The organism is Pseudomonas sp. B21-021, assembly GCF_024749205.1.
GTDB classification, from domain to species: domain Bacteria; phylum Pseudomonadota; class Gammaproteobacteria; order Pseudomonadales; family Pseudomonadaceae; genus Aquipseudomonas; species Aquipseudomonas paraglycinae.
Map to the genome: position 1 here is coordinate 2,590,906 of NZ_CP087192.1, position 12,463 is coordinate 2,603,368.

Consider the following 12,463-nt stretch of genomic DNA (forward strand, 5'->3'; position numbering starts at 1 on the left):
CAGCATGCGCACCGAACAACCGAAGATGATTTACCTGAAGGACTATCAGGCGCCCGAGTACCTGATCGATGAAACACACCTGACCTTCGAGTTGTTCGAGGACCACAGTCTGGTCCACGCGCAACTGGTGATGCGCCGCAACCCGGCCCGTGGCCCGGGCCTGCCGCCGCTGGTGCTCGATGGCCAGCAGCTGGAACTGCTCTCGGTGACCCTGGCAGACCAGGAACTGAGCGCCGACGATTATCAACTGACCGAGAACCACCTGACCCTGCAACCGGCCAGCGAAACCTTCACGGTCGACACCAGCGTCAAGATCCACCCGGAAACCAACACCGCACTGGAAGGCCTGTACAAGTCCGGCACGATGTTCTGCACCCAGTGCGAGGCCGAAGGCTTCCGCAAGATCACCTATTACCTCGACCGCCCGGACGTGATGAGCAAGTTCACCACTACCGTGGTCGCCGAGCAGCACAGCTATCCAGTGCTGCTGTCCAACGGCAACCCGATCGCCAGCGGCCCCGGCGAAGACGGCCGGCACTGGGCGACCTGGGAAGACCCGTTCATGAAACCGGCGTACCTGTTTGCGCTGGTGGCCGGTGACTTGTGGTGCGTTGAAGACAGCTTCACCACCATGACCAATCGCAACGTGGCGCTGCGCATCTATGTCGAGCCGGAAAACATCGACAAGTGCCAGCACGCGATGAACAGCCTGAAGAAGTCGATGCGCTGGGACGAAGAGGTCTACGGTCGCGAGTACGATCTGGACATCTTCATGATCGTCGCCGTGAACGACTTCAACATGGGCGCGATGGAGAACAAGGGCCTCAACATTTTCAACTCCAGCGCCGTGCTGGCTCGCGCCGAAACCGCCACCGACGCCGCGCACCAGCGGGTCGAGGCGATCGTCGCCCACGAATACTTCCACAACTGGTCGGGCAACCGCGTGACCTGCCGCGACTGGTTCCAGCTGTCGCTGAAAGAAGGCTTCACCGTCTTCCGCGATTCCGGCTTCTCCGCCGACATGAACTCGGCCACGGTCAAGCGCATTCAGGACGTGGCGTACCTGCGTACCCACCAGTTCGCCGAAGATGCCGGCCCGATGGCCCACGCCGTGCGTCCGGACAGCTTCATCGAGATCTCCAACTTCTACACCCTGACCGTGTACGAAAAGGGCTCGGAAGTGGTCGGCATGATCCACACCCTGCTGGGCGCCGAAGGCTTCCGCAAGGGCAGCGACCTGTACTTTGAACGCCACGACGGCCAGGCCGTGACCTGCGATGACTTCATCAAGGCCATGGAAGATGCCAACGGCGTCGACCTGACCCAGTTCAAGCGCTGGTACAGCCAGGCCGGCACACCGCGTCTGGCGGTGAGCGAGTCTTACGACGCCGCTGCGAAAACCTACAGCCTGACCTTCCGCCAGAGCTGCCCGGAAACCCCGGACAAGGTTGAAAAGCTGCCGTTCGTGATTCCGGTGGAGCTGGGCCTGCTCGACAGCCAGGGCAACGAGATTGCCCTGCGTCTGGCCGGCGAAGCCTCGGCCCAAGGCACTAGCCGAGTGATCTCGGTGACCGAAGCCGAGCAGACGTTCACCTTCGTCGACATCGCCGAACAACCGCTGCCGTCCTTGCTGCGTGGCTTCTCGGCGCCGGTGAAACTGAGCTTCCCGTACAACCGCGATCAGTTGATGTTCCTGATGCAGCACGACAGCGATGGTTTCAATCGTTGGGATGCCGGCCAGCAACTGTCGGTGCAGGTGCTGCAAGAGTTGATCGGCCAGCAGCAGAAGGGCGAAAGCCTGGTGCTCGACCCACGTCTGGTTTCCGCGCTGCGCACCGTGCTGTCGGACGAGTCGCTGGATCAGGCAATGGTCGCGGAAATGCTCTCGCTTCCGGGTGAAGCCTATCTGACGGAAATCAGCGAAACGGCTGACGTCGATGCGATCCATAACGCCCGCGAGTTCGCCCGCAAGCAACTTTCGGAAGGTTTGTTCGAAGCGCTGTGGTTGCGTTACCAGGCCAACCGTGACCTGTCCAAGCAAACTGCTTACGTGGCCGAGGCCGAGCACTTCGCCCGTCGCGCGTTGCAGAACATTGCCTTGTCGTACCTGATGCTCAGCGGCAAACCGGAAGTGTTGGCGGCGACGCTGGAGCAATTCGACAGCGCCGACAACATGACCGAACGCCTGACCGCACTCGCGGTGCTGGTCAACTCGCCGTTCGACGACGAGAAGGCCAAGGCGCTGGCCAGTTTTGCCGAGCACTTCAAGGACAATCCGCTGGTCATGGATCAGTGGTTCAGCGTGCAGGCGGGCAGCACCTTGCCGGGCGGTCTGGAGCGCGTGAAAGCGCTGATGCAGCACCCGGCGTTCAACATCAAGAACCCGAACAAGGTGCGCGCGCTGGTCGGTGCGTTCGCCGGGCAGAACCTGATCAACTTCCATGCGGCGGACGGTTCGGGTTATCGCTTCCTCGCGGATCTGGTGATCGAACTGAACGGCTTCAACCCGCAGATCGCTTCGCGTCAACTGGCGCCGCTGACACGCTGGCGCAAGTATGACGGCGCTCGTCAGGCGCTGATGAGGGGGGAGCTGGAGCGGATTCTGGCTTCGGGGCAGCTGTCCAGTGATGTGTACGAAGTGGTCAGCAAAAGCCTTGCCTGACGCTGTTTCAGGGCAATAAAAAAACGCCGCTCAATGAGCGGCGTTTTTGTGCCCAGATGAAAAAGCCCTTATTGCCGCAAATCAAACCGATCCAGATCCATCACCTTCGCCCAAGCCGCAACGAAGTCCGTGACGAACTGCTCCTTCGCATCGGAACTGGCATATACCTCGGCCAGCGCCCGCAGTATCGCGTTGGAACCGAACACCAGATCGACCCGGGTCGCCGTCCATTTCACGCTGCCGGTTTTGCGATCCCGGCCTTCGAACTCGGTTTTCGACGTCGGTTTCCATTCCACACCCATGTCCAGCAGGTTGCGGAAGAAGTCGTTGGTCAGTGAACCGGGCTTGTCGGTAAACACCCCGTGTTTCGTCTTGCCGACGTTGGTGTCCAGTACCCGCAGGCCGCCGATCAGTACGGTCAGTTCCGGTGCCGAAAGGGTCAGCAGTTGCGCCTTGTCGATCAGCAATGCCTCCGCCGGTACGCGATAGGTGTTGGGGGCGTAATTGCGGAAGCCGTCGGTGTGCGGTTCGAGGAAACCGAACGATTCGACATCGGTTTGCTCCTGAGTCGCATCGGTGCGCCCCGGATTGAACGGCACGGTCACCGTGTGCCCGGCGTTTTTCGCCGCTTGCTCGACACCAGCGTTACCGGCCAGCACGATCAGGTCCGCCAGCGAGACTTGCTTGCCTGCCCCCCCGGCGTTGAACTCGTTCTGAATGCCTTCGAGGACTTTCAGCACCTTGTCCAGTTGCTCCGGTTGGTTGGCCTGCCAGAACTTTTGCGGTGCCAGACGCAGACGTCCGCCATTGGCGCCGCCGCGTTTGTCCGAACCCCGGAAGGTCGATGCGGCCGCCCACGCGGTGGAGACCAGCTCCGAGACGGACAGCCCCGACGCCAGTACTTTGCCTTTCAGCGCCCTGATATCGCTGTCATCCACCAGTGGATGTTTGGCTTCGGGAATCGGGTCTTGCCACAGCAGCTCTTCCTGCGGCAATTCCGGGCCGAGATAACGCGAGAGCGGGCCCATGTCGCGGTGAATCAGTTTGTACCAGGCCCGGGCGAAGGCGTCGGCCAGTTGATCGGGATTGGCCAGGAAGCGCCGCGAAATTTTCTCGTAGGCCGGGTCGAAACGCAGGGCCAGGTCAGAGGTGAGCATGGTCGGGTCGATGCGTTTGTTCGGGTCGTGGGCGTGGGGAATGGTGCCGGCCCCGGCGCCGTTTTTCGGTTTCCACTGATGGGCGCCGGCGGGGCTCTTGGTCAGTTCCCACTCGAAGCCGAACAGGTTTTCCAGGTAGTTGTTACTCCACTTGGTCGGGGTGGTGGTCCAGGTGACTTCCAGGCCGCTGGTGATGGTGTCGGCCCCTTTGCCGGTGCCGAAGGTGCTTTTCCAGCCCAGGCCTTGTTCTTCAAGGCCGGCGGCTTCCGGTTCCGGGCCGACGTTATCGGCGGGGCCGGCCCCGTGGGTTTTGCCGAAGGCGTGGCCGCCGGCGATCAGGGCGACGGTTTCCTCGTCGTTCATGGCCATGCGGCCGAAGGTTTCGCGGATGTCCTTGGCCGAGGCCACCGGGTCGGGATTGCCTTCCGGACCTTCCGGGTTCACGTAGATCAGGCCCATCTGCACGGCGGCGAGCGGGTTCTCGAGGTTGCGTTCGCCCTGATTGGTGCGGCTTTCCTCATTGCCGTGTTCGGCGGGCTCCGCGACCAGTGTGCCTTCGCCCGGCGGCTGCATGGATTCCGGATCCTTGCCGTAGCGGTTGTCGCCACCCAGCCATTTGTTTTCCGAACCCCAATACACATCTTCGTCCGGCTCCCAGACGTCCGCGCGGCCGCCGGAGAAACCGAAGGTCTTGAAGCCCATGGATTCCAGCGCGACGTTGCCGGTGAGAACGATCAGGTCGGCCCAGGAAATGTTGCGGCCGTATTTCTGCTTGATCGGCCACAGCAGGCGGCGGGCCTTGTCGAGGCTGACGTTGTCCGGCCAGCTGTTGAGCGGGGCGAAGCGTTGCTGGCCGGAGCCGGCGCCGCCACGGCCGTCAGCGGTGCGATAGGTGCCGGCGCTGTGCCAGGCCATGCGGATGAAGAGCGGGCCGTAGTGGCCGAAGTCCGCTGGCCACCACTCCTGGGAGTCGGTCATCAGCGCCGTCAGATCGCGTTTGAGGGCCTGGAAATCCAGGCTTTTGAAAGCCTTGGCGTAGTCGAAGTCCTTGCCCAGCGGATCGGATGCGGGCGAGTGCTGACTCAGGATTTTCAGGTTCAGTTGATTCGGCCACCAATCGCGGTTCGTCGTGCCACCGCCGGCGGCGTGATTGAACGGGCATTTCGATTCATTTGCCATGTTCGGGTCCTTATCAGGTCTTCTGCGGCCGGCTCGTGCCGACTTCGGAGTAGTAAGGCTAGACCCGACTCGGCGAGTCAGCTAATAGGCCGACTATTGGTGCGTGATAGGCGCAGTCTCTTACGCGAAGTCTCGTGATCCGGTGCCGGGCAGGGCGTTAAAACACCCGTGCTTGAGCGATGGTTTGCAATTTTGTGGCAGAAACGTGATGGCCATTAGAAATGTTATTGTATAACATAAAAATGATTTCATCTGATCGATGCCGGCAACACACCCTCTGTAGCGCCGGCATTGATCCTCACTTTTCTGCCTGACGGATTTCTGAAATGCCTTCCCGTTTCCACACCTTCCAACCCCGCCTGACGCTCATGGCCTCGGCGCTGCTGATCGCTTCGCCCGCATTCGCCGCCGACCCGCTGGAACTGCAACCGCAAGTCATCACCGGCAATCCGCTGGGCAGTCAGACCGTGGCCTCGCCCTCGACCGTGTTGAGCGGCGATGACCTGACACTGCAGCAAAAGGGCAGCCTCGGCGAAACCCTGAACAAGCAGCCGGGCGTGTCGTCGTCCTACTTCGGCCCGGGTGCCAGTCGCCCGATCATTCGCGGGCAGGACGGCGACCGCATCCGCATCCTGCGCAACGGCGTCGGCGCGCTGGACGCCTCGTCGCTGTCCTACGATCACGCGGTGCCGCTGGACCCGGTCAACGTCGAGCGCATCGAAATCGTCCGTGGCCCGGCAGCCTTGCTGTACGGCGGCAGCGCCATCGGCGGGGTGGTCAACACCTTCGACAACCGCATCCCGACCGAAGCCATCGAAGGCATTCACGGTGCTGGCGAGTTGCGCTATGGCGGCGCCGACACCACTCGCAGCAGCGCCGGCAAGCTCGAAGCCGGTAACGGCCAGTTCGCCTTGCACCTGGACGCCAGCGCCCGCGAGTTCAATGACCTGAAGATTCCCGGCTACGCCAAGACCAGTCGTGAGCGGGCGAACGACGATGGTGATTCGAAGAAACATCGGCTGGCCAACAGCGACGGTCGTCAGGACGGCGGTGCGGTGGGCGGGTCGTACACCTGGGATGACGGTTACGCGGGGCTGTCGTACAGCAATTACGATTCGAACTACGGCTCGCCGGCCGAAGACGATGTGCGCATCCGCATGGAGCAGGAGCACTACGCGTTCGCTTCGGAAATCCGCAACCTCGACGGCCCGTTCAGCTCGGTGAAACTCGACGCCGGTTACACCGATTACCAGCACCGCGAAATCGAGGGCGGCGAGGTCGGCACCACGTTCAAGAACAAGGGCTACGAGGCGCGGGTCGAGGCCCGGCATCAGCCGCTGGGGCCGTTCAACGGGGTGATTGGCGCACAAGTCAGTCGCAACGAATTCTCGGCGCTGGGCGAAGAAGCCTTCGTGCCGCACACCGATACCGATGCCGGTGCACTGTTCATTCTTGAAGAGCTGCAAGCCACGGATCGCCTGCTGTTCACCCTCGGCGGACGCCTCGAACACACCACCGTCGATCCGGACGCCAAGGGCAACGAGCGTTTCGCCAATGCCGATCGCTCCAGCAGCTTCACCGCCGGCAGCCTGTCATCCGGTGCGGTGTACACTCTGACGCCGGTCTGGTCGGTTGCCGCCACGCTGGGCTACACCGAACGCGCGCCGACGTTCTATGAGCTTTACGCCAACGGCGCCCACGTCGCCACCGGCACTTATGAAGTCGGGGATGCGGGGCTGTCGAAAGAGAAAGCCGTCTCCAGTGACCTGGCCCTGCGTTTTGACAACGGTACGCACAAGGGCAGCGTCGGCGTGTTCTATAGCCATTTCTCCAACTACATCGGCCTGCTCGGGACAGGGCGCACGCTGAATGACGAAGGGGAGGAGGACGCCGACGGCATCCCCGAATACACCTACTCCGGCGTGCGGGCGCGCTTTAGCGGCATCGAAGCGCAGGATCGCTGGACGCTTGGCGAAAACGCTTACGGCAAGTTTGCGCTGGAGCTGTCGGGCGACTACACCCGCGCCAAGAACCTCGACAACGGCCAGGACCTGCCGCGCATCGCACCGCTGCGGTTGAACACCGGGCTGTTGTGGGAGCTGGATCGCTGGCAGGCGCGCATCGATGTGGAACACGCCAGTTCCCAGCACCGGGTGCCGGACAATGAAAGCAGCACCGACGGCTACACCACGCTGGGAGCGAATGTGGGTTATCACTTTGATGTCGGCCAGAGCAAATGGCTGGCTTTCGTCAATGCCGAGAACCTGACCAACCAGACCGTGCGTTATGCCAGCTCGATCCTGCGCGATATTGCGCCGGCAGAAGGGCGCAGCATTCAGGTCGGTCTGCGCACCACGTTCTGATCGTTCACACCGGACAAGCGCCAGCGTCGTTGCGACGCTGGCGTCGACCTCAACTCGATTGAGCGGTGTCTTCTTCCGGGATCTCGTCCAGCAGATCCTGTTGCCCCGGCAGTTCGGTGATCACGCTGAAATCACTGACTTCCACGGCGCCCAGGCCATACCCCAACAAGTGGAACGAGAACGCCTTGCGCGGTTGCGGGTTGTCGAAGCTGAAATCCATCTCCAGCGGCTGATCCGCCGTGGCGACCATCTCGGTCGGCAGGCCCAGTTGCACGTCCTGTTCGAACTCCTTGGCCTTGAGCTGAATGTACGCCGCCTGCTGCGGATCCACCGAACGCACGGTCAGGCGCACGCGGGTGTGGGAGCCTTTTGGCATCTCCAGGTATTGCGCGCCGATCAGGTTGTCAGCCCAGTCATCCTTGATCTGCGCTTGCAGCGGAATGACGTTGGCGCTGCCGAACTGATAGCGCTGGTTGAGCGGAGTACGCAGCAGCGACAGGTCCAGGGCCGAGGCGCGGGCGGCGATGTCCCGGGCATTCTGGCCGCTGGCGTTGCCCTTGAACGTGGCGCTTTCGGCGATGAATCCTTCACTGGCGTAATTGCGGCAGCGGCGCGGCATGTCGCATTCGGTCAGCAGGCCGCGACCGTCGTGATAGCGCAGCTTGCCGTTGGTGAACGACATGATTTCGCGGCCCGAATCGTAATCGCGAAACAGCGAGCGACCGCTGAGGGCGGAAGGCACGGGAAAGTCGAAGTAATCCAGAATCGACGCGCTCAGATCGACGTGACCGTAGACCCCGGCGTTCAGGCGCGGCAGTTGCGCCTGCTCCGGCGCGAGGGTCAGGTTGAAGCCCCAGGACGACGCGAGGCGCACACCGTCGATGCCGTGGGATTCGTCCGAGGTGATCACCACCAGCGTGTCTTTCAGCACGCCCTGGCGTTCGAGGCCGCTGAGAAACTGTTCCAGCGCATCGTCCAGATAACCGACGGCGGCTTGCTTCGGCGTGTCGTAGCGTTGCAGGTATTCCTCCGGCGCGGAGTAGGGCTGGTGAGTGCCGACTGTGAGCAGCGTGAGCATCCACGGCTGCTTCTGCTTTTTCAGGTCGCCGACGTATTTCAGCGCGCCTTCGAAGAACGCCTTGTCATCCTTGCCCCACGGGAATTCCAGGTAGTTGGCGTTGGTGAACCAGTCCAGGCCATGGGTCGCATCGAAACCGATGTGCGGCATGATCTTGTCTTTGGCCATGAACCGCAGCCCTGCGCCTTGCAGGTAGTGCGTGGCGAAACCGTGCTGACGCAACTGGGCCGGCAGACAGGCCTGATTGCGCTCGTGCTGGGTCAGCATTTCCACGCCTTTGGGCGTGCCGTTGTCGAGTTTGTCGTAATCGCCGCAGAGCATGGCGTACAGACCGCGAATGGTCTGGTGGGTGTGCAGCACGTAATCCGGGGTGTTCATGCCGCGCTCGGCCCAGCGGCTGAGGTTGGGCATCAGGTCTTCCTGATAATGGCTGCCGATGGCTTGGCGATTGGCGCCGATGTAGGCACCGGGAATGCCTTCGAGGGCAACGATCAGCACATTGCGCGCCTGGCCCTTGGCCGCCAGCAACGGGTGACCGTTCAGATCGACATCGGTGAGCCCGGCCATGGGCGGGGGAGCGAATTGAGTGTCGCCGTCCAGCCATTCTTCAGCCTGCATCTGCACGTCGGCGACCTGCGCGGCCAGCAACTGGTGAGGCAGGTTGTACAGACGCCACGGGTCGGCATCGCTCGGGGCCAGATGCTGAGCGCCCCAGTACGCGGAGAACAGCAGCACCGGCGTCGCCCAGGCTGCGCGGGGCAGAGCGGGGGCGGTTGTCGCGCGTCGAGTCCAATGACTCAGCAACCACAAGACCAGAGCCACCAGCAGCGCAACCGCCACGCCGGGGTGGGCGAAGCCGCCGCCGGTGGAGTTCTCCACGAACTGCGGGTCGATCAGGTAATGCAGGTCCGCCACGGTCGGCAGGCGGCCGACCGCGCTGACCAGTTCAGCGGTCGCCACCGCCAGCAGTCCCCAGAACAGCAGCACCGGCAGCGCCAGCCACCAGGGACGACGATGCAACAGCACCACCAGCAGACTGCCGATGGCCAGATCCGACAGGTAACCGAACAGGCTCGACCAGCCAAGTGCCGCCCGCAGGCACACCGGTACAATCAGTACCAGGAAAACCAGAGAAAGAACACGGGCATCCAGACGCCGCAACCGTTGAAAAAGAGCGCTCACAAAAAGACCTTCCAGCCATCAAATCGTCATAAAAGTGTGGGCGATGATACCAAGGGTGGGCTGTCTGATCGCCTTTTTAAACGGCTGGGTGAACCGGTCCCGGAAGGCGCGGTTAGCAACCCGGATGAGCTGGGGCCTTGCTCGGCGACCGTCCTGGCGGTTTTCCGTCCCGAGCGCGGTGACGGTTTTATTGTTTCAGGCTGTTTAACCGGCCTTTGATCCGTTCGTGCTGCATTTGCGAACCAGTGCGATTTACAATGCGCGACCTCTGATGGAGATCAAGCTCCGTGGATGTCCTCACGCAACTCTTTGCGCAGCTCAGCCGCTGGGTGATCGATCCGGTCACCGAGCAGTTCCTTGGCCTGTTCGATTTGAACGGTCGCCTGGGTGTGGTGTTTCTGCTCACGTCCTACGGCGTGGCTTACGGCCTTTATCGCCACCGAAAATCCCGACATCTGACGCAGGCCCGATCCTTCTGGCAATTTGTCGGCGGCGGTCGCGTTCACGGGCATCGTTCGGCCTGGCTGGATTACCGTTATTACTTCATCAAGGCGATTCTTCGGGTGACGCTGGTGTTGCCCGTGGTCGGCCTTGTCGATCCGCACATTCTGCGTTCAGGTGATTACGCGCAGTTTTTCACTCAGCTGTGGGGCGCGCGCGAGCAAGTGCCGGATCACCCGATGATCGCGCTGTTCTACGGACTGGGTGTGTTCCTGTTCAGGGATTTTCTGCATTACTGGATTCACCGCGCCTTCCACTCCCGCTATCTGTGGGAATTTCACAAGGTTCACCATTCGGCGCCGGTTCTGGTGCCGGCCACCGCCAGCCGGATTCACATTGTCGAATCGATTGTTGAACGAACCGTCATCACCGCTGGCCTCGGCGCGTTTGCCGGTGTGGTCTGGTACGCCTGCGGCGGCGAAGTCAGCCGCTATACGCTGTTCGGCGTGACGTGGCTGGTGCTGATCATCAACAGCCTGGGTTCCAATCTGCGCCACAGCCATGTCTGGCTGTCGTTCGGGCCGGCGGTCGAGCATGTGCTCAACAGCCCGGCCCAGCACCAGATTCACCACAGCGACGCACCGCGACATTTCAACAAGAACTTCGCGATCAATCTGTCACTGTGGGACTGGCTGTTCGGCACGCTGTACGTCACCACTCCAAAGCCCGAAGTGCTGCGCTTCGGCACGGGCGAGCAGGACCGCACGCGTTATCTGACGTTGTACAGCCTGATCGTCACCCCGTTTGTGGACACCGCGAAGCGTTTGTCGTCGAACGCCGACGGGCTCAGAACCCGGTTCAACCAGCGTACGCCATGAGGGCTTCACCGAAGGCTTGCGGGGTCGGGCTTTGCGGCCAGCTCGGCAGCCCCTCGGGCAGCGTCAGCCAGGGTTGTTTGTGACTCACCCAGATGTGCGCCATCGGTTGCAGTGAGCGACTTTCATCGAGCGTGCCGGCGCGCAGCACTTTCATCCCCGGCGCGGCCGTTGTGGTGTTGAACAATCGCGTGTGGCAGACGCTGCACAGCTGATGTTCGGCGTGCTGCCCATTGAGATCGTAGGCATAAGTGGTCAGTGGCCCGGTCAACGTCAGGGCGTCGGCGGGCAGCAGGGCGTGCAGGGCAAAGGCGCTGCCGCTCCAGGTCTGGCAATCCGTGCAATGGCAGGCGTAGATCGCCGGCGGCACGTCGGTGTTCAACTGATAGCGGACGGCACTGCAGCGACATTGGCCGGTGAGTGTCATGGGCAAGGCTCCTTCAACTGCGGGTTCGATGCCGGGCGCAAGGCCCGTGCGGTATGCTCGCGCAGCATGCCGCAGACCCCGGTGAATGAACATCGGCCAAAACTGCCCAACCGCTCACAGGAAATGTATGAACGCTCCACAACTTCAATGGGAAACCCAGCGCGCCTTTCTCGCGGTATTGCGCACCGGCAGTCTGTCGGGCGCCGCGCGCTTGTTGGGAATCGCCCAGGCCACGGCGCGACGGCGGATCGAGGTGCTGGAGCAGAGCGTCGGCGTCAGCCTGTTCATTCGTTCGCCCTCGGGGCTGTTGCCGACCGAGACCGCCAGGGAGTTGATCGGCCACGTCGAAGCCATGGCCCTGGCCGCCAACGCCTTCAACCGCGCCGCTTCCGCCGACGTGGCGCAAACCGGCGGCACCGTGCGCCTGACGGCCGGCAAGCTATTGGGCGTCGAGATCCTGCCGCCGATGTTGCGCCGTTTACGTCAACAGCACCCGCAATTGGCGCTGGAACTGAACGTGTCGAATCGTCTGCAAACCCTCTCACGGCAAGAGGCCGACGTCGCCGTGCGCATCCGCCGCCCGACCGAAGCGTCGGTGGTGGCGCGCAAGGTCGGCGACCTGCACGTCGGCCTGTACGCCACGCCGGAATTGCTGGCGGAGCAGGGCGTGCCTGAAACGCCTGAGGACTTGCGCCGTTTTTCGCTGATCGGCCCGGATCGCAATGCGGGCGAGATCGAATTCCTGCGCGAGCGCGGCTTCGATTGTTCAGCCGAGCACACGGCCATCCGCACCGATGATCATCTGGCGCAATGGGCGGCGTTGCGTGCCGGGCTGGGGATTGGCGTGAGTTCCCGGCAACTGGCCGAGCGCCATGGTCTGATACGAGTTCTGCCCGCAGACGTGGATTTTACGGTGGATGTGTGGATCGCCATGCATCAGGACATGCGCCGGGTGCAGCGGGTTTCAGCGGTGTTCGATGGCTTGGGCGCGGACTTGCAGGCGTTTCTGCAAGACTGACATTCAGGTGATATCAATATGCGATAACGGTATTTAAATTTCGTTTTTTATAGCGATAGAGTCCGGCCTCACAGATTTCCC

The 12,463-nt window shown here is 62.3% G+C and carries 7 protein-coding genes; 4 read left to right on the top strand and 3 right to left on the bottom strand.

Features of this window, described 5'->3' with window-relative positions; translation table 11 throughout:
• Positions 1-4 precede the first annotated feature (4 nt).
• Positions 5-2,662 carry an aminopeptidase N gene (pepN, locus tag LOY31_RS11635; protein WP_258713298.1) on the top strand — a complete coding sequence of 886 codons (2,658 nt, stop codon included), beginning with the start codon at positions 5-7 and terminating at the stop codon, positions 2,660-2,662.
• Between the two features lie 68 nt (positions 2,663-2,730).
• Here the strand turns inward: pepN and katG are convergent, their stop codons facing one another.
• Positions 2,731-4,998, bottom strand: a complete 2,268-nt coding sequence (gene katG, locus LOY31_RS11640) for a catalase/peroxidase HPI (RefSeq protein WP_258713299.1) — start codon at positions 4,996-4,998, stop codon at positions 2,731-2,733.
• A 326-nt stretch (positions 4,999-5,324) separates the two neighbouring features.
• On the opposite strand from katG, the gene LOY31_RS11645 reads away from it, so the two are divergent.
• On the top strand, positions 5,325-7,361 hold the full coding sequence (locus LOY31_RS11645) for a TonB-dependent receptor (protein WP_258713300.1): 2,037 nt from the start codon (positions 5,325-5,327) through the stop codon (positions 7,359-7,361).
• A 49-nt stretch (positions 7,362-7,410) separates the two neighbouring features.
• On the opposite strand, the gene LOY31_RS11650 is transcribed toward LOY31_RS11645, so the two are convergent.
• A complete protein-coding gene (locus tag LOY31_RS11650; protein ID WP_258713301.1) occupies positions 7,411-9,621 on the bottom strand; it encodes an LTA synthase family protein in 2,211 nt (736 codons plus the stop codon).
• A gap of 287 nt (positions 9,622-9,908) precedes the next feature.
• On the opposite strand from LOY31_RS11650, the gene LOY31_RS11655 reads away from it, so the two are divergent.
• Complete coding sequence (locus LOY31_RS11655; protein ID WP_258713302.1) at positions 9,909-10,940, top strand: sterol desaturase family protein; 1,032 nt, start codon at positions 9,909-9,911, stop codon at positions 10,938-10,940.
• On the opposite strand, the gene LOY31_RS11660 is transcribed toward LOY31_RS11655, so the two are convergent.
• On the bottom strand, positions 10,921-11,364 hold the full coding sequence (locus tag LOY31_RS11660; protein ID WP_085608947.1) for a GFA family protein: 444 nt from the start codon (positions 11,362-11,364) through the stop codon (positions 10,921-10,923). The genes LOY31_RS11655 and LOY31_RS11660 overlap by 20 nt on opposite strands.
• 127 nt (positions 11,365-11,491) lie before the next feature.
• On the opposite strand from LOY31_RS11660, the gene LOY31_RS11665 reads away from it, so the two are divergent.
• The gene (locus tag LOY31_RS11665) at positions 11,492-12,382 is read left to right on the top strand and encodes a LysR family transcriptional regulator (protein ID WP_258713303.1); all 891 of its coding nucleotides are present in this window, start codon (positions 11,492-11,494) and stop codon (positions 12,380-12,382) included.
• Positions 12,383-12,463: the final 81 nt, after the last annotated feature.